The following is a 20173-nucleotide window of genomic DNA, read 5'->3' on the forward strand; positions in this document are numbered from 1 at the left end:
TATTATCTTTCTTCTCTTCTAAATACCTGCTTAATGCTGAAAAACTTCCTATGTCATCCCATATAAAGTCACTTTTTATAACAAAACCCCTTCTGGTCTTTTGCATAACACCAAAATCTATTGATATCCCATCTATTAATGAATACTGCTCATTTATAACTTCCTCTTCATCATCTTCTCCAATGTGTTTATATATCTCCATTAATGATTTATATAATTGAGGAAGATACTTTTCTATCTCTCTTAATATTGCATCTGCTCTAAATACAAACATTCCTGAATTCCATAAATAAGTTCCTTTTAGTAAAAAATCTTTTGCAACTTCTATATTAGGCTTCTCTGTAAATCTAGCTACTTTATAAGTCGGTATCTCTGATGATTGTATTCTTTGCCCCATCTCGATATATCCATAACCTGTCTCAGCCCTTCTTGGAGATATACCAAGTGTTACTATTCCACGTCTTTTATTTGCAATATCCACAGCTTGTGATAATGTTTCTATATAAACCTTCTCATTTTCTATATGATGATCAGAAGGTAATACAACCATAACTGCATCTCCATCTCTCTTTAAAAGCTTAACAGCAGATAGACCTATACATGTAGCGGTTTCTTTGTTCTGTGGCTCTGTAAAGATATTATTAGGATTTATATTTCCAAGTTCTACTTTTATCTTATCCTTATACTCTTTGTTAGTAACCACATAAATATTTTCCTTCTTAATTAAAGGAGTAACCCTATCTACAGTGTTTTGGAGAAAACTTTTGTTATTTATTACTTTTAAAAATTGTTTAGGCTTACTTGATCTCGATAAAGGATAAAGCCTTGTGCCTTTTCCTCCTGCTAATATTAGCCCGTATATCAATAACTTTCAACTCCATGTAAATACTATAATATATCTTATGCCATTGCCTTTTATTTTGTGAAATGTTTAAAATTTGCATTTTTTATATTTATTATTGCTTATTTAGACAAATTTTATGTATTGACATTTCTTAAAAATAGATTTACAATTAATTCATAATTGAATATTTCCATTAAGAGGGAGTAGTAAAAAATATAACATCAACATTCGCGGCCTATTGGTCTGGTGCTATATACCATCTTGGTTACGAGACTTTTAATACAGTTTTTCACAAAGTGAAAATTGTATTAAGAGTCTCTTTTTGTTTATAGGCTCATATATTTCTAGTCTAATTTTTTTATTACAACACAAAATATTATTATTAAATAAGTTTGGAGGAGTTATTATGGAGAAGTTTTTTTCAAAACCCCATGACAAAGTATTAAAAAGTTTTAATGTATCTAAAAGTGGTTTAACCGAAAATCAAGTTAAAGAAAACTTAGACAAGTTTGGATATAACCAACTAACTGAAAAACAAAAACAAACTGTATTGCAAGTATTCTTAAGCCAATTTAAAGATTTACTTGTAATTATATTAATTATTGCCGCAATTATATCAGCAGCAACAGGTAATCTAGAAAGTACCTTAGTCATATTTGCTGTTATTATTCTTAATGCAATTTTAGGTACAGTTCAACACTTTAAGGCAGAAGCATCCTTGGATAGTTTAAAAGCACTATCTTCACCATCTGCAAAAGTTTATAGAAATGGTAAAAAAATAGAAGTGCAATCTAAAGAGATTGTTCCTGGAGATATATTGATATTAGAAGCTGGCGACATGGTTGCCGCTGATGGTAGAATAATTGAAAACTTTTCTCTTCAAATTAATGAAAGCTCATTAACTGGAGAATCTGAAAGTGTAAATAAATTCATTGATGTAATAGAAAAAGAAGAAATAGCCTTAGGGGATCAAAAAAACATGGTTTTCTCTGGATCTTTAGTTACTTATGGTAGAGCTTTAGTTGTAGTTACTGGTACAGGAATGAATACTGAAATAGGTAAAATAGCTCACTTAATGGAAGAAACTCAAGAAAAGCAAACCCCGCTTCAAGTTAGTTTAGATGATTTTAGTAAAAAATTAGCTATAGGAATTTTAGTAGTTTGTGCTTTAGTTTTTGGTCTTAGCCTTTATAGAGGAACACCAATGTTAGATTCTCTTATGTTTGCTGTTGCTTTAGCAGTTGCTGCTATACCAGAAGCTTTAAGTTCAATCGTTACAATTGTACTAGCACTCGGAACTCAAAAGATGGCAAAGGAAAATGCTATTATTAAAAAGCTTAGAGCAGTTGAAGGATTAGGTTCAGTATCTGTTATTTGTTCTGATAAAACTGGAACATTAACTCAAAACAAAATGACTGTAAAGAAGGTTTATCTTGATAATAAACTAGTTGATGGAGAAGATTTAGATTTAAATGACGAACTTGCAAACTACTTAGTAAATAGTTCAATTTTATGTAATGACTCTACATCTAAAGACGGCGTTGAAATTGGTGACCCTACAGAAGTGGCACTTGTTAACTTAGGACATAAGTTATCCTTAGATGAACTAGAAATAAGAAAATCTCACGGGAGATTAGCTGAATTACCTTTTGATTCAGATAGAAAACTTATGAGTACTCTTCATAAGTTTGATAATAAAAATTTAATGTTTACTAAAGGCGCTTTTGATGTATTACTAGATAGAATTGTAAAGATTAAGACATCTGAGGGTGTAAGAGAAATAACTTATGAAGATAAGCAAAATATAATAAATGCAAATAAACAATTATCTCAAAGTGGTTTAAGAGTTTTAGCTTTTGCCTATAAAGAATTTGCAAATCCTGATTATTTATCTTTAGAAGATGAAAGTAATTATACATTTATTGGTCTTATTTCAATGATAGACCCCCCAAGAGAAGAATCTGCGGAAGCAGTTAAAGATTGTATAACAGCTGGAATAAAGCCAGTAATGATTACTGGTGACCATAAAATAACAGCATCAGCAATTGCAAAACAAATAGGTATCCTTAGAGATGGTGATAGAGCTATCGAAGGTTTAGAACTTGATAAAATGTCAGATGAAGAACTAAAAAACAATATAGAACATATTTCAGTTTATGCTAGAGTTTCTCCTGAGCATAAGATAAGAATAGTTAAAGCATGGCAAGAAAAAGAACAAATAGTTGCTATGACTGGAGATGGAGTTAATGATGCTCCTGCCCTTAAACAAGCTGATATTGGAATAGCAATGGGTATAACGGGAACAGAAGTATCAAAAGATGCTGCTTCTGTAATATTAACAGATGATAACTTTGCAACTATAGTTAAATCTGTAGCTAATGGAAGAAACATTTATAAGAATATAAAGAATTCTATTAAATTCCTATTATCAGGTAATACTTCTGGTATATTATCAGTGTTATATACTTCATTAATGGCTTTACCAATGCCATTCCATGCAGTACATTTATTATTTATAAATCTATTAACTGATAGTTTACCTGCTATAGCAATAGGTATGGAAAAATCTAAAAAAGATTTATTAAAGGATAAACCTAGAGCTAGAAATTCATCTATTTTATCAAAAGACTTTATATCTGAGATTGCAGCTGAAGGATTTGTTATAGCAGTCTTTACATTAATAGCTTTCTATATAGGATTAAAAACTGATAATAATGTTGCTTCTACTATGGCTTTTGCAACACTTTGCTTAGCAAGATTATTCCATGGATTTAACTGTAGAGGTGATAGATCAATATTCTCAATTGGTTTATTCTCAAATAGATATAGTTGGATGGCTTTTGGTGTAGGTTTATTATTCTTAAATTCAGTATTATTTGTACCATTTTTACAAAACCTATTCGAAGTATCAGATTTAACAGGATCACAAATAGGCTATATTTATTTACTAGCATTTCTACCAACTTTAATTATTCAAATTGTTAAAGTTATAAGAGATGCTATTAAAGACAGAAAGCATACTAATTCATTTTCTTCTGAAGAAAAAGATGATGTTGAAAAAGTAGCATAATAACAATTGACAATTCACAATGAACATTTAACAATTAAGGTGGAAATTCATCAGAGATGAATTTCTACCTTTTTATTTATAAAAATGTTTTTGATGTAAAACTTGTGCATATTTTTGTTTATTTAAATACATTAAATAAGCTATCAATTTATATTTTCTTTATAACTTTAAATCTGTATTTATTTCAAATTCAGGCATACCAAATGCATATGGTGCTATTTCATAATAAGGAAAATGTATTATTAACCTTCCATCTTTTATATAGAAGCTTTGATCATCCTTAATTCCCTGAAATCCTTCTTTTCCTGTAAAATAATAATCTGGATGCTTATTAATTTCTTTTTGTATTTCTTCATTTATAATTTTTTTATAGTTATACCCTTCATCAAATAAATCTTTTAATTGTAACTTTTCTCCTTTATCAATACTCACATTATAAGTTTTCCTAGTAGTAATTCCATGAGCTCCACCACTAAACTGATAATAATCTATATAGAAACTTAAAATCTTTTTCTCATTAGTTAAAGTGTAATTTGCTTTCATTTCATATGGAACTGTCGGATTAAATTCTTCACTTACGTCCTTTGTATCTTTTATCCACATAGTGGTCCAATCTAATATTTCCTTGTTGATAACTTTTTCGCCATTTTTATTGCTTAAACCAATTATTTGAGGTATTTCGACATTAATATTTATAAATTCAGTGTTTTCCTTAATAGTTTTATCCACAAGTATAGGATTTTCGACAGCATTACTATTTAATTTTATCAACATCCCTTGTGGATAAATGTGGACAAGGTTTATTAAAATTATAATACCTAGTAGAGCCCTTATAACCTTCTTCATACGCAATATCTCCTATTTCTATAAATTGTATTAATTTTCAGTATTTTTTATAATTATCTTTATATTATATTATTTACAGTAGTGTGGATAATTATTAACACTACTTTCAACATAGTGTACACAACTTATCCACATGGACATGTGGATTATGTGCGTAACATACAGATTTTTACCAAAATATACCATAAACTTTTATCCCCTAGAGTTGACAAGCCCTTTATCAGAGCCACTTTAAAGCCTGTGGATAACTTTTTGGACTTTTCAACAAAAACCTTAATTTACTAATAAAAAAGTCATAGACCATTAATAATATTAGTGTCTATGACTTCCTATTAATCAAATTCTTTTGTCTTGCCAGAATTACTTATTAAATTATTTAATCCTTTAAGCTCTTTAGAAGTTAAGTTTCTCCATTCTCCTATTTTTAACTTTCCTAGAGTTATATTCATTATTCTTATTCTATTCAACTTAACTACATTATATCCTAAAGCTTCACACATTCTTCTTATTTGTCTATTCATACCCTGTGTTAAAATTATTCTAAAAGTATTTTTATTTTCTTTTGTAACAATACATTTTTTTGTTATTGTTCCTAAAATTTTTACCCCATTAGACATAGATTTTATAAACTTTTCATCAATAGGCTTATCAACAGTAACTATATACTCTTTTTCATGATTGTTTCCAGCTCTTAATATCTTATTTACTACATCTCCATCGTTTGTTAACAATATTAATCCTTGAGAATCTTTATCTAATCTTCCTATTGGAAATATTCTCTTTTTATGATTTACGAAATCCACTATATTTCCTTTAACCTTTTTCTCTGTAGTACATGTGATCCCTACTGGCTTATTTAAAACTATATAAACTAATTCATCTACTTTCTTTATGGACTTTCCATCTACTTTTACATGGGCTGATTCCTTAACCTTGGTTCCCATAACTGCCTTTATTCCATCTACAGTTACCCTACCATTTTCGATTAACTTATCTGCTTCTCTCCTTGAACAAAATCCTGTTTCACTTATGAATTTATTTAACCTTATTTCAGGGCCTCTATCGTTATGTATTATTATAAATTTATCATCATTATTCTTTTGCTTCATTTTTTATCACCTTTACAAATTTTAAGGACTTACTTTATGCTCATCTCCAGAGTTATTAAATCTAACTTGAATTTCTTGTTCCTCAATGAACTCCTCTGTTTCTGATAATGCATTATATTTCAATGGGCTTCCAGTAACAGTTATAATAATCCCATTTTCAGGAATCATATCATTGTTAAGCTCATAGTCTAATATGCTTTTTATAGAGCTATCAACAGCCGAATTATCTATCTTTAATTCATTTAACATATTAGTGCCTTTTTCTGTTTTACTGTAAGAATCTATTATCCTATTAAACTTATTTACCTCTAGTGTTATAGCCGAAGTAGCCTCTATAACTATAGTTTTGTCAATAGCTCTATAATTAAATACTACTATAGTAAGAATAACTATAATTAAACTTAACAATATTGATATTTGAAGTTTATATTTCTTTATACTTATTCCTTCTGTGCTAATAATATCTTCACCTATTTTATTATCTTTTCCAGATTTAACTTTTATAAACTCACCTTTTGAAGTTAATATAATTGCACTTTTAAATCCCTCATTAAGTATAAGCCCTCTATGTTCTGATACTTGCATTACTTGTGAAATTTCATCTACACCTAAAATATCTATTGCTTCTACAATCTGTATATATTCTTGTAAATACTTATAATTAGGATTAGAAAATATAATTACATATGCTATAATGTACTCTCTCCAGGTTTGTAAAAATTCCTTTTCAACTGGTGTTCTTTTAAGAAGTCTATTTATCGGAAACTTCTTTGTTTCACTTAAATAATCAAATAATTCAACATCTTCAATTATAAAATATGCTATATTCAAAATTTTATTTCTTATAGAGTACGACGGATCTTCATGAGCTAAATCTTTTATAAGTATTTTATAATTTAATAGTTCTTCTTTTAAATTTTCTATTTCTTCTGACCTTTTTTCAATTACATCGTCCAAAGCTACACTTGATGGAGATTTAGTAGAAAATTTATATTTGTCATTTTGAAAATCACTCATTCTTCTCCTCCACTTTATAAATCTTTAGTTTCTACAAGTTTTCCTTTTACTATAACTCTTTCTTTTGCTCCTACTGTACAAGTTATTAATGTTATAGTAGCATCATCTGTGTTATCAAGAACATCTACTCTACTTGGATCAACAATAAAGTTCTCAGTCACTTCATATTTATATTCTTTTTTATTTGCTTTTACTATTATCTCATCTCCAGCCTCAACTTTATATAAGTTAACAAAGGCTTCTGAATAATCAGATACTCTATGACCTGCAACCGCAAAATTTCCTTTTTCTCCTGGTTTTACTGAAGTCTCAAAATGTCCTAAGTAATACTGAAGAATATCATCTGTTATTCCCTCAACCAATCCTTGGGATAGCTTTATACTAGGAATTTCAATTAAAGCAATAGGCTTATATCCATTAATTGATTTTTCCTCTTCGCCTTCACTTCCCTCTTTAGGCTCTTCACTTATAACTTGTTCTAAAATATTTTGAAGTTCCTTTTGTTTTTTTGATGTCTCTACCTTTTTGTAAACAATTGATACAATTAACGCTAGTCCAACTATAATTAAAATAACTCCTATTCCTCTTCTAATCTTTTCTTTCAAATCCCTCATCCCCCAATAAACATTTATACTAATTTATCATATATTATATCATAAACACCTAGAGACTTTTACCATAATATATATTTTTTCATAGTCTATTAATATTTTAGGAGTAACTTATGAATAGAAAAGTAATTTATGTAGATTTTGTATTTAAACGCAGGAAACTTTCCTCACGAACTATGCATTTTATTTATAAGCTTAAAACTAAATTTATACTCCTTTATAATAAGATATATAAAAAGAAAAAGATAAAAATAAAAAATAGTTCCAAAGTATATCCCTTTAAAAAAGTATTATAATACTCATAAATAAAAATTTAATATAAAGCCTATATTTATGGTAAAATAATTTTATAATTAATTTAGAGGTGATAAAGTGAGGATAGGATTAGGATACGATGTACATCGTTTAGTTGAAGAAAGGGATTTAATAATAGGCGGAGTTAAGATTCCTTATGAAAAAGGGCTACTTGGTCATTCAGATGCTGATGTATTACTTCATGCAATTATGGATTCATTACTTGGTGCATCAGCACTTGGTGATATAGGAAAACATTTTCCTGATACAGATGAAAAGTATAAAGGAATTTCAAGTATAAAGCTTTTAGAAGAAGTAGGAAAATTATTATTAAGTAATGGATATTCTATAAATAATATAGATTCTACTATTATAGCTCAGAAGCCAAAAATGGCTCCTTTCATACAACAAATGCGAGAAAACATAGCAAATGCATTAAACATAGATTTAATGCAGGTTAATGTTAAAGCAACAACAGAAGAAGGATTAGGATTTACAGGAAAGGAAGAAGGGATTTCTTCACAAAGTATATGTTTACTAATGCACAATTAATAATTAATAATGTACAATTAAGAAAATAACTCAAATAAGTTAAATTATTAAAAGTGAATAGTTAATAGTGAAGAGTGAAATAGTTGCGGTGATAACTCAATCGAGTCGAGTTATAGGAAATTGAAAAATGAAAGAATGAAAATTGCATTTAAAATATGACTTTAAATATTAAATGAAATAATGATGTTATAATTTAGCCCAAGCTAAATTATAAAATTATTTTATTTAAAAATTCGGTTCACCCAAATTTCATCTTCAATTCTTTCATTTTTTTCATTATTTAATTCTTTCATAAAAAAAGTATGGCTTTTTTATTTTAGCCATACTTTTTTTCTGGTTTATATATTTAAATTTTTACAACAGCCTTATTTATTTCTCCAGTATATGTATATAGCTATTATAGCACATATTCCCATTAAATATGGATAAAATAAAAATTTCATTATTGCAAATGGTGATAATGCTGCTAGTCCTGCTGCTGATATTAACTGTGCTCCATATGGTATTATTCCTTGAAATACGCATGAAAACATATCCAATATCCCCGCAACTCTTTTTGGTTCTAAATCAAATTCATTAGAGATATCCTTAGCTATTGGCCCTACAGTTACAATTGCAACTGTATTATTAGCTGTACATATATCTACTAAACTTACCAGCATAGCAATTCCATACTCTGCTCCTCTTTTACTTTTAAAATTCTTCAGCCCCTTATTAAGAATAAACTCTATCCCTCCATTGAATTTAATAATTTCTATTGTTCCTGCTATAAGAATTGAAATTATTATAAGCTCGCTCATTCCAGATATTCCACTTGAAATAGAGTTGAATAATCCTATTATATTAAAACTTCCAAATATAAATCCAACTATTCCTGAAGATAAAATTCCAAGTAATAAAACCACTATTACATTTACTCCAAGTAATGCCGTTACTATAACTATTATATACGGTAAAATTTTAATCAAATTAAACTCTAAAGCTTCTAAATTAATTACTGTAGAATTTTTAGTTAATAACATAAACATTACTGCAGTTATTATAGCCGCTGGAAGAACTATTATAAAATTCATTTTAAACTTGTCCTTCATTTCACATCCTTGAGTTCTAGTTGCAGATATAGTTGTATCAGATATTATTGAAAGATTATCCCCAAACATAGCTCCACTAACTACTGCACCTACAGCTAATGCAGTTGCTATTCCTGTTTTATCTGCTATTCCTACAGCTATTGGTACTAAAGCAACTATAGTTCCCATTGATGTTCCTATAGATAAAGCTATAAAGCATCCTATAACAAATATTCCAGGTATTAATAAACTACTTGGTAGTAAAGAAAGACCTAAATTTACTGTAGACTCTACTGCTCCCATATCTTTTGCTACCTGTGCGAATGCTCCTGCTAATATAAATATGATTATCATAAGTATAATATTAGTATTCCCTGCACCTTTACAGAAAATTTCTAATTTCTCATCAAACTTTATTTTTCTATTCATAATCAATGCTGTTAAAGCTGCTGCTAAAAATGGAACAATTACAGATACAGCATAGAAATCTTTTGCTACTATTGACGTGCCTAAATAAACTAATAAAAATACTCCTAATGGAATTAAAGCTAGTCCGTTACCTTTGTTCTTCAAAGTCTTTTTCTCTCCTTTTATAATAAATTATTTTATATGATATAACTACCAAAATAAAAAAGCTTCTGCAGAAATACAGAAGCTTTGATCACACATATAAAAAGTTATAGTTAGCCTCTTATCTATCAGGGTTTCCTGCAGGATTTAGCACCTTAAGAATTAATTAAAACTCTTGGTTGCTGGGCTTCTCAGGGCCAGTCCCTCCACCACTCTTGATAAGACTTTTAAATTTTGCATTATAATAGTATCAATTTAACTTATAATTGTCAACATGAATTTTTTTCTTATTTATATATTATTTTGAATATTGATGTCCATAACTGTCAATACTTAAATTAGGATCTCAAAATCTCACTCCTTATGCTTTATAAAAGTGCCTTTGCGCACTTTTATTTTTTCTTTTATTTACTAAAATGATATTTAAACTTATATGAATTAGCTTGTTAAAAATAGATTTAAATTTATAAAGATCACATATCTAAACATGTCTATTCTACATAATTTTCAAATAAATATATTAATACCTTAATTTACATAAAAAAAAGAGATTAAATAAATAATCTCTTTTTATTTGGTGCGTTATCAGGGGATCGAACCCGGGACACCCTGATTAAGAGTCAGGTGCTCTACCAACTGAGCTAATAACGCATATGGAGCGGGTGATGAGAATCGAACTCACGTAACTTGCTTGGAAGGCAAGGGCTCTACCATTGAGCTACACCCGCAAATATTATTGACAATAATATTATATATTCCATAATTATTACTGTCAATAATAAATTTTTATTCTAAATTATTTCCGTAAGTGATTTTAATAAAATATCTCTAAATTTCTCTCCATCACTCTTATTTTTATCAGCTTTTTCACAAATACTTCTCCACTCAGAAATATTTATGCCAGTTCTATCTTTAAATTCTCTTTCTGTTGTTGTCATATAGCTTGAATTTATTACAAATTCACCCAAATCATTTGGAGTATTAAAAATCTTTAAATATAAAAATTCTCTATTATCTCCATACCAAGTTTTATTAAAATCCCTAGCAAACTTTTGAAGTGCTCTAATTAATTTATCCTTCGTCAAAGGCCAACAATCTTTAACCATTTTTAAATGTCTTTTCATATTATTTGCTTCTTCTTTAGATATCTTCTTATTCTTTTCTCCATCTGAAATTATTCTTTCTACTGGAATATTTGGAACACTAACAACCATTCTTTCTTTTCCATATATCCATTTATAAAATGCCTCTTGTAAAAATGAATATTGAATATATCCTAATAACATTTTTTCGTTTGGAAAATATGACCATGTATTATTAAGTCCGTTATTCTTACAAAAAACTAAGCTATGGATATATATACTTTTTTCATTAGGTAATTTATCCATAAACATATGTCCTCTTATTGTTTTATTTTCATTAATTAGTTCTTCCCAGTAATCAAATGAATCATAGCTATGTCTCACTGTATCACCTTTCTTTCAGCTCAGTAATATAATATACTATACATATATTATATAGTATATTATACCATCTTTTCAAGTATTTTTATTGAATATAACAAAGTAAACCTAAGTACATTCAAATTACAATATTCTGATAATATAATTTTACTCTTAAGTTTAGTAAAAATATACTACTTTATTATACATATACTAAATATACTATTTATTAGCTATCATAAAAATTATTATATTGTAGATTATTACCCCTAAAAAATATATAATATTATTAAAGATATAAAAAGGAGGCATGACTTTGTACCACTGTGAAATTTGTGGAGCAACAGCTGATATTCATCATATAGTTCATAAACACGAAGGTGGCTACGATATTAAGTTAAATTATAAATATCTTTGTAACTACCACCATAGAGGAAAAAACGGACCTCACAACTGTATAGAAACCGATTTAAGGTATAAACTAGAATTACAAGATAAACTTTTTAAACTATTACCAAAAGATTACTATACGGTCAAAGAACTTTATACTCTTTTAGGAATGTCTAATTCTTCTTTAAAAAAATTAATAAAAAAACTTAAATTATATAAAGAAGGATATTCAAAAAAAGATATAATAAGAACTATTATGGGTGGTAAAATTTACTCATATGTAATGCTACAAGAGCTTGAATTAGAACGTCTTTTCCATAATATTAATATTAGCTAAAACTTTCTTTTATATTCAAGTTACTATATTATTGCATAGACTTACTGAATTAATTAAATTAAATTTATATAATATAAAAAGCTCTTAACTAATATATTGTCAATAAATAAATTGGTGACAATATATTCTAAGAGCTTTTTCTTATATTAAATAATGTAAATTATCTAGTATCTTCAAAATGAGAATCTTTTCAATAAATTTAATATATTCTTATAAATCTTATTAACTAAGAAGATTGGATTCGAACCCGAAACTTTCACATTTGCAAGGTGACACTCTACTATTGAATCACTTCCGCAGATTATTCAAAATATTATGATGGTGCAGATGAAGGGAGTCGAACCCCCACGCCAATGGCGCTAGATCCTAAGTCTAGTGCGTCTGCCAATTCCGCCACACCTGCATACCTTATGCTAATATTATATAAAATATTATTTTCAAATCAACATATATTGTAAAACTTGTTTTTTTATCAACTAATATTGTAATATAATTTTTATAGATTTAATAATCACTAAGAACCTTTTTATATTAAGATCTTAGTGATTATTAATTTATGTTATGTCTTTATTTCATTGGCACTTTATATTTTTATTACTTTACATTAAATAAATAAAGTATTCTAACTTCATGGTTATCTTCTTTATTTTCATAAGTTATATAAATGCTATAAAGCCCAACTTTCAATTCAGATGTATCTATAACTATATCTCCATTCTCATCTATAGAATTTTCTACCTCTAAATTCTCATTACTTAACAAAATTTCTTTAGGTGTTAATACTTCTCCATTTTTAGAAACTACTCTTTCTTGAAGTGTAACTTTATTATTTTCTACTGTAGCCATTCCAGCTTCAATTATTTGCAGATTAGCATTTAATACTCTAAGATTTTTTAAGTTCTTTAAAGGTGATAAATCTCTTACTTCATTTTGCTCTATATTAAGTTCTTCTAAATTCTTAGCATATTCTAAGCCTTTTAAACTTGTAATTCTTCTACTACTACCAGTTAAAGTCCTTAAGTTATACATATCCTTTAATGTTATATCTCCACTTAATCCAAGAGCCTTTTGAATATCTTGTTTCAGATACTTATCTTCAATTTCAATAACTTTATTTAAATCTACTCTTTCTAAGCTATTAATCGCTTCTTTTAATTCAGTTATCATTGATTGTATTTCTTCATAAGTATATGCTTTATTTTCCATCATTTCTGTTGCTTTTTCAACAGCTTGATCTAGTACACTTAAACTTTCTTCGGTATAAGATTCTCTATCTATACTTTTAGCACTTTCAACTAATTTAGAAAGCTCTGTATAATCTATGGATTCTGAATTTGCATAATGAAGCTTAGTGTCCCCCCATGTAGCGTGATCTGATCCAATTCCATTTCTACCGTCAGTTACTACAAGTTTTAATTCTTTAGCACCATTTATATCAACTTCTACATATCTCATAGCATCTCTAGAAGTCATTACTCCACTATCAAATTTCTTTTCTCCATCTACATATACTTCGAAGGAAACTGATCCTACTGAACCAAACATTTGTCTATCTACTCCAACATATGAGCTGAAGAATGCATAATCCTTGTCACTTAAATCATATGTTATTGTTGAAGTTGCATGTGCACCTATGCCTCTTTCAAATGATACTACATTATTATCTTCATCAGTTAATCTTAAAGCATTATTACTTGTAGATATATCCTTCTTAGGAGCAGCATAGCTATTTTGAGTAGATTTCCAATCATATTCTGTCAAATACGTATAATCTTCCATGTTTACTACTGCAACAGTTCTTGATTTAGTTACTTCATTACCATCACTATCTACAACCTTATAAGTTATTGGATATTTCCCCGGCTTGTCAAAGTTCACTTCACCAGTTATCTTAACATCCTTAGTTATATCTCCATCTTCTGCATCAATTGCTGTAAATTCTTCATTTAATTCTAATACTTCTCCAACTTTTGTAGATATTGATTTTGGAATGGTTAATTTCGGTTTTGAGTTTGTTATTAAGAATTTAGCATCTCCAAAACTTCCATGATCTGATGTATTTCCATTTCCAGCATTATTAACTATTAATTCTAATTTATTAACACCTTTAACTGGTATTCTTACAACTTTAGCTTCTGTGTTATACTTCATAAGTCCGCTATTATAAACTTCCTCACCATCAGCTAATACTTTAAATATTATACTTGAATTATTTTGTTCTGCTATGTTTCTATCTACACCTATATAAGTTTCAAAATACTCATAATTAGTATTCTCTAAGTTATACACTATTTCTGAATTAGCATGTGTTCCTATACCTTTTTCAAACTCTTTAATTTCTCCATTTACTAGCAACTTTATACTGCTATTGGATGAAGACTTATCTTTTCTAACTGTTTCATAATCTGTTCTAGCTGATTCCCAATCAATGTCACTTAAATACTCAGTAGAGCTATATACTACTATTTTTCTTTCCTTAGTTGTAACATTATTATCACCATCTGTTACTGTATAAACTATAATATATTCTCCAGTTCTATTTAAATTCAAGTTATTACTATTAACTTGAACATCTTTAGTTATATCACCATCTTCTTGGTCATTTGCAGTAACACCCAAAGTTAAATCAAAATCACTATTTAATTTAACATAGGTTATATCTTCAACATCTATTGTTGGGAACTTAGCTCTTATTATTTCTTCAGCTTTAACTAAATCTTCTTCAAATAAGTTAGCTGCTGGATGATCTTTAACTTCTTCTCTTAAAGCTTGCACCTTTTCTAATGTATTATAGCTATCAGAAACTTCTGTTTTGGTGCTATCTGCAAATAAATTTTCCATTTTATCAGCTAATTCATCTGTTTTATAGAAAGATATTTCTCCTATACTCGCCCAATTTTGATTAGCCTCTATAAACTTAAATTTAACCCTTCTTGCCTCTGTTTTAGCTATTTTAAATTCAACAACATCATTAACATTTCCATTATATTCACCTTTACCAGCTAATATAAAATCATTACCTTCTGCTTCATTTGAAACATATATTTCAAACTTTTTGGCAAACCCTTTACCACCATTTCTTGCTTTATAGGCTATTCTATTGATTTCCTTACTCTCACCTAAATCAAATATAATTTCATTTTGGAATGTCTCACTGTTTTGGTTATAAGTTTCCCAGTGTGTATTTATATTACCATCAATGGCATTTCCAATAACAGTTCCTGGGTAATTTCCACCATTGTTAGTTACTGAAACTACTGGAATCTTAAATTGTTCATTATATTTATCCAAATTATCAAATTGACCAAACTTAGACTTAACAACTGTAAAATCTTCATATACTGTAACATAAGATTTCTTTTCTGTAATATTATTATCACTATCAGTTACTCTATAAACAACTTCAAACCTTCCAAGTTTATCTTTTTCATAAGAATTTGATATTATTTCTATATTAGATGTTAAGCTACCATCTTCAATATCACTAGCTGTAATACCATATTTAAAATCAACTTCTTCGCCTAACTTATAAACTTTGTCCACTGTATTTATAACAGGTTTTGAGCTCTTTTTAATAAACTTAGCATCTGCCCATATAGAGTGATCATAAGTATTTCTACTAATATCTGCATCTGTTGTTATAAGTTTTACTTCCTTAGCTCCACTTACATCAACCCTTACATATTCAGAACCTGTATCGTGCTTGAATACTTTACTATCGAACTTCTTCTCTCCATCTACCCATACTTCAAAAGTAACTGATGCTGCAGTACCTTTAACAGATTGATCTACACCTATATAACTTTCAAAGTAATCATAGCCTTTATTTTCAATATTATAAACTACTTCTGAGTTTGCATGAGCTCCTATACCTTTACTGTAAGTAAAGTCACTTCCATCCTTTAATAATGTAATAGTTCCACCTTTAATAGATTTATCCTTACGTAGTACACCATCCCCAACTCTTGAAGATACTTCTTGTAAGTCTGATACATAATCATATTCGCTTACCACTTCAACTTCTACAATTTTTTCTACTACAATGCCTTGATCATTTATTTTGTACTTAACTTGATATACACCTTTTTTACTTGTATCTACATTGTTTGTAACTTCAACATTAGAAATTATATTATTTCCTTCATAGTCTAATACTTTTATATAATCCATAGGATTAAATTCTTCTCTTAATCCTAAAGTTATCTTATCATTTTTAATGCTCATACTTGGCGTAAATGAATAAATCTCTGCAGCATCACCAGTTCCTAAATTAATGTCATAAGGTATTACTTCATATTTTGAATTCTTAGTTTTATCTGCATTTATATCTATAAAGGAATTATCTCCAGTAAATCCTATTACCTCACCATCTCTTAATATTTCATATCCTAGTAAATCCGATTTAACATTGTCATTTATATTAAATGTTAATTTAATTCCACTTTCTACTCTATTTAGTAAAAGTTCTAAGTTAGTATCTTCTGTAAATCCATTTCCTTCATAATTAACCTTCTTGTTATTTAGATACCATATTTTCTTATCTGGTTTTTGATATTTACTAGTTTCTTGTTTAGTTTCTTCATTAACTTCAAATCCATGTCTAGCAAAGTATTCGCTTAAATCTTCTCCTACTACTTCTGATGAGAATTTAATTAAATATTGCATTTTAACATTATTAGGATTTTCATTTCCTAAGCTAACATTTCTTTCCCTATATAATTTATTTAGCTTAGCCCAATAACCAGGCTTGTACATTTCTAATTGCCAATATACAGCTAAATTCTCAAAGTATTGACCTTCTGTATATTTATTTGAATTTTCACTTATTACATTTTTATAAATATCAGATTCATATGGTATTCTATTATCTATTTTATTGTAAAATGCAGACATATGCATAGGTAACATATTATTTGTAACTTCCCCATATAATCTTGTATTTACATCCATTTTATGACCTATTTCATGAGTCAATCCCCAAGATGGTCCTCTCTCCTCGAATGGAACTAAGTGATTTGCCATTACATCTCTCTGTACCCCTATATGACCAGTATATGCATACATATATCCAAATGGTTGTGCTAATCTAACATTTTCTCTTATATATTTAGGGTCATTTTGTTCATTACTTCCATCCAAACCATAGTATTTAAAAATTTCTTCCATATGAGTATTGTAAGATTTTATTGTATCTAAAGGATTTACACCTTGATCTATATAAGCTTGATATGCACCAGTTGCAGTGCCTGTCCAAACTATATGATCACTTACAAACTCAAAAACATCTAATACCTCTCTGTCTAAAACATTAGGATTTTTTTCTATATCTGCATCTATTGCCTGCTTATATTCAATTAAGTAATTTTTAAATTCTTCTATATTAGTATCCTTTGTAAGGAACGGGAACTTATTCCCTGAAGCAAATCTTAAAACTGGTGCCTTATATTGCTCTTCACTAGTATAAGGATTTACTATATATACTGCTCCACCTCTAGTTACATCATGATTATACCAATTATCTTTTGGTATTTCAGGAACTGTTATTACATTCTTACCTGGCTTTAAACTTACAGTTCTTACCCAGTTAGCAAAACTTCCCTCTTGTTGAGAAAATGCTAAGCTTGGTAGTGGCTGAGTTGGATCTGCATCTACATAAACTGTTATTTCATCACCTGGCTTTGCAGATATTCCTGTTGGTTGATTGTTATTACCAAATCCAAATTTTAAATTTTTCTCCGCATGCTGCACCATATTTCCATGTTGCTCTGCGGTAATAATTTTTACTGTCTCTAATTCACCATTAAGTATTTTATGTGCTAACTCAAATGATTCTGCAAATGAGTTTTCTAAAGGATGTCCCTTCACTTCATTTTCAAATGCCTGTAACTTATAAATAGTATTAAATTCTTCTGATAATTCATTCATTAATGCATTTGTAAATAAACTATCAACTTTATCACTTACTTTATCTTGTTTATAGAATGCTATTTCTGATAATGTAGCCCAGTTTTGATCTGAATTCTTAAACTTAAATTTTATTCTTTTAAATTTAGTTGGATTAAATTTTGCCTCAACTAATCCAGATACTTTATTATAACCACCAGTTGCTACAAGCTGATATGTATCTCCTTTAGATGTTGTAGATCCATATATTTCAAATCCCGTAGCAAATCCCTTATTATCGGATTTTCTTGCTCCGTATACTACTCTATTTAATTCGACAGTTTCTTTAAACTCTATCTCTACTTCATTTGTAAAAGTATTGTTATTAGATTTATTAGTTTCCCAATAAGTATCTAAATTACCATCTATCGCATTGGTTATTACTTGTCCTAAATAATGATTTCCATTATTTTTAATACTTTCTATATTGTCATTACTCATTTTAAATAAATTTGAATACTCTTCATTAGAATAGTGCTCAAATTGTTTTGTGGTTGCTACTGAAGCTTCTACTTTTTGTTGATTTAATAATTCTCTTGCATTTATTATATCTTCTTTAAAGTCTTCATAAAATGGATGATTTTTCACTTCTTTTTCTAAAGCATCTATTTTGTCAACACTATTAAATTCTTCACTAACAATACTCATTGTGCTATCAGTAAATAATCTTTCAATTTTTTCTGCTAATTCATCTTGAGTATATAGTCCAAATTCTGCTGCACAGGCCCAATCCTCATAAGCTTTTCTAAATACAAATTTAACTCTCTTAAATTCTGTTGGATTAAATCTAATTTCTACAGAATCTTGAGTTAATGCTGATGAACCACTTGATACTAATTCAAAAGTATCTCCCTTAGAAGTTCTTGATGTATATATATCAAATTGCTCTGCAAATCCTCTATTTGTTCCACGTGGTGCAGTATATACTATTCTATTTAATGTAGTAAGTTCATTTAGCTCTATTACTACTTCATTAGTAAAACTTGTACTATTTCTATCGTTTGAATGCCATTTTGTATTTATATCTCCGTCTATAGCTTTATCTATTGAGTTATCCGAATACTGACCACCATTTGTTGTTATTGATTTTATTTTACTAGAATCAATTTTATAATCTTCATTGTATGATGGAATTAATGCACTATTCATATCTTTAAATTTCGATACTTTTGCATCAGTATAGATAACTTCTTTATTTTCTATAATTAACTTTGCATTTTCTACATCTTCTTTAAAATCATTATATAATGGATGATTTTTTATTTCTTCTTCTAAAATATTTATCTTTTCTACACTGTTAAACTCTTCACTAACTTTACTCATTGTATCATCAGTAAATAACCTATCCATTTTGTCACTTACTTCATCTGTTTTATAGAACATAACCTCTGATGCTGAAGCCCAATCTTGATTAGCTTTTTTAAATACAAACTTTATTCTTTTAAACTTTGTTTCATTAAATTTAATCTCTACTACATCACCAGTAGATCCTGTATATTTACCAGTACTTACTAAAGTAAAGTCATCTTCTTCATCAGTTAAGGATCCATATATTTCTAACTCCTGAGCAAAACCTTTACCTTTAGCTGATGATTGCCTAGCTGCATAGACTATTCTATTTAAAGTAGTTTCTTCCTTTAATTTAAATACTAATTCATTTGTAAATTCAGAAGTATTTCGGTTACCTGTTTCCCAATGTGTATCAAAATCTTCATCTATAGCTTTATCAATAGTAGAACCTGGATAGTTCCCTCCATTGCTAGTTATAGATGCTATATTTTGATTGTCCATTTTGAATGCTTCATTATAAGACTCAAAATTATTACTATTGTGTAGGTTGAATTTACTTATAATAGCATCATTTACTCCATTAATAGATGTATTTTCTGCTATTAAAGTTTGATTTACTGATATCTCATCTGCTAAAACCTTTACTGCTGCAGATGATAAATTGGTTATTAGCGCGGCCATCAATATGATCGCTATTTTTTTCTTGTTCATACATTTACCTCCTGGTTAGTATTGCCTAGCCTTAGAAGTACATAAAAAAAGCTACTCTAAAAGAGTAACTTTATACA

General features: G+C 28.4%; 11 protein-coding genes, 3 tRNA genes and 1 riboswitch. Of the genes, 3 read left to right on the forward strand and 11 right to left on the reverse strand.

What is annotated here, in order from left to right; translation table 11 throughout:
- A partial coding sequence (locus J7M87_RS00310; RefSeq protein WP_291647547.1) for a mannose-1-phosphate guanylyltransferase occupies nucleotides 1–865 on the reverse strand: 865 nt, incomplete at its 3' end.
- Between the two features lie 385 nt (nucleotides 866–1250).
- Between J7M87_RS00310 and J7M87_RS00315 the strand changes: the two genes are divergently transcribed.
- Nucleotides 1251–3914 carry a cation-translocating P-type ATPase gene (locus J7M87_RS00315; RefSeq protein ID WP_291647549.1) on the forward strand — a complete coding sequence of 888 codons (2664 nt, stop codon included), beginning with the start codon at nucleotides 1251–1253 and terminating at the stop codon, nucleotides 3912–3914.
- Nucleotides 3915–4073: 159 nt separating this feature from the next.
- Here J7M87_RS00315 and J7M87_RS00320 read toward each other — a convergent pair whose 3' ends face one another.
- From J7M87_RS00320 to J7M87_RS00335, 4 genes are all read right to left on the reverse strand, one after another.
- Nucleotides 4074–4760 carry a DUF3298 and DUF4163 domain-containing protein gene (locus J7M87_RS00320; protein WP_291647550.1) on the reverse strand — a complete coding sequence of 229 codons (687 nt, stop codon included), beginning with the start codon at nucleotides 4758–4760 and terminating at the stop codon, nucleotides 4074–4076.
- Between the two features lie 332 nt (nucleotides 4761–5092).
- Nucleotides 5093–5869 (reverse strand): 23S rRNA pseudouridine(2604) synthase RluF, encoded by a 777-nt coding sequence (gene rluF, locus J7M87_RS00325; RefSeq protein WP_291647551.1) that lies wholly within the window; start codon nucleotides 5867–5869, stop codon nucleotides 5093–5095.
- Nucleotides 5870–5890: 21 nt separating this feature from the next.
- Nucleotides 5891–6886, reverse strand: a complete 996-nt coding sequence (locus J7M87_RS00330; protein WP_291647553.1) for an anti-sigma factor domain-containing protein — start codon at nucleotides 6884–6886, stop codon at nucleotides 5891–5893.
- A gap of 14 nt (nucleotides 6887–6900) precedes the next feature.
- A complete protein-coding gene (locus tag J7M87_RS00335) occupies nucleotides 6901–7491 on the reverse strand; it encodes a class D sortase (RefSeq protein ID WP_291647555.1) in 591 nt (196 codons plus the stop codon).
- A gap of 378 nt (nucleotides 7492–7869) precedes the next feature.
- Between J7M87_RS00335 and ispF the strand changes: the two genes are divergently transcribed.
- Nucleotides 7870–8343: a 2-C-methyl-D-erythritol 2,4-cyclodiphosphate synthase gene (gene ispF / locus J7M87_RS00340; protein WP_291647557.1), complete on the forward strand. Its 474-nt coding sequence runs from the start codon at nucleotides 7870–7872 to the stop codon at nucleotides 8341–8343.
- A gap of 365 nt (nucleotides 8344–8708) precedes the next feature.
- On the opposite strand, the gene J7M87_RS00345 is transcribed toward ispF, so the two are convergent.
- The 4 genes from J7M87_RS00345 to J7M87_RS00360 form a co-directional block, all read right to left on the reverse strand.
- Nucleotides 8709–9986 carry a Na+/H+ antiporter NhaC family protein gene (locus J7M87_RS00345; RefSeq protein ID WP_291647559.1) on the reverse strand — a complete coding sequence of 426 codons (1278 nt, stop codon included), beginning with the start codon at nucleotides 9984–9986 and terminating at the stop codon, nucleotides 8709–8711.
- Nucleotides 9987–10101: 115 nt separating this feature from the next.
- A riboswitch (SAM riboswitch) is annotated at nucleotides 10102–10208 on the reverse strand.
- A gap of 350 nt (nucleotides 10209–10558) precedes the next feature.
- Nucleotides 10559–10634 (reverse strand) — tRNA-Lys (locus J7M87_RS00350).
- Between the two features lie 3 nt (nucleotides 10635–10637).
- A tRNA-Gly gene (locus J7M87_RS00355) sits at nucleotides 10638–10711 on the reverse strand.
- A 63-nt stretch (nucleotides 10712–10774) separates the two neighbouring features.
- A complete protein-coding gene (locus J7M87_RS00360; RefSeq protein ID WP_291647561.1) occupies nucleotides 10775–11449 on the reverse strand; it encodes a hypothetical protein in 675 nt (224 codons plus the stop codon).
- A gap of 292 nt (nucleotides 11450–11741) precedes the next feature.
- Between J7M87_RS00360 and J7M87_RS00365 the strand changes: the two genes are divergently transcribed.
- Nucleotides 11742–12152 (forward strand): HNH endonuclease signature motif containing protein, encoded by a 411-nt coding sequence (locus tag J7M87_RS00365; protein WP_291647563.1) that lies wholly within the window; start codon nucleotides 11742–11744, stop codon nucleotides 12150–12152.
- Nucleotides 12153–12471: 319 nt separating this feature from the next.
- Here the strand turns inward: J7M87_RS00365 and J7M87_RS00370 are convergent.
- Both J7M87_RS00370 and J7M87_RS00375 read right to left on the reverse strand, forming a co-directional pair.
- Nucleotides 12472–12555, reverse strand: a tRNA-Leu gene (locus J7M87_RS00370).
- 191 nt (nucleotides 12556–12746) lie between these two features.
- Nucleotides 12747–20096, reverse strand: a complete 7350-nt coding sequence (locus J7M87_RS00375; RefSeq protein WP_291647565.1) for an NPCBM/NEW2 domain-containing protein — start codon at nucleotides 20094–20096, stop codon at nucleotides 12747–12749.
- Nucleotides 20097–20173: the final 77 nt, after the last annotated feature.

Source organism: Clostridium sp. (genome assembly GCF_017888565.1).
GTDB lineage: Bacteria > Bacillota > Clostridia > Clostridiales > Clostridiaceae > Clostridium.

Bases quoted from the DNA above. Each gene is read 5' to 3' on its own strand.
- J7M87_RS00330 (WP_291647553.1), bottom strand. From the start codon at position 6,886: ATGAGTGATTTTCAAAATGACAAATATAAATTTTCTACTAAATCTCCA.
- rluF (WP_291647551.1), bottom strand. From the start codon at position 5,869: ATGAAGCAAAAGAATAATGATGATAAATTTATAATAATACATAACGAT.
- J7M87_RS00320 (WP_291647550.1), bottom strand. From the start codon at position 4,760: ATGAAGAAGGTTATAAGGGCTCTACTAGGTATTATAATTTTAATAAAC.
- J7M87_RS00315 (WP_291647549.1), top strand. From the start codon at position 1,251: ATGGAGAAGTTTTTTTCAAAACCCCATGACAAAGTATTAAAAAGTTTT.
- J7M87_RS00375 (WP_291647565.1), bottom strand. From the start codon at position 20,096: ATGAACAAGAAAAAAATAGCGATCATATTGATGGCCGCGCTAATAACC.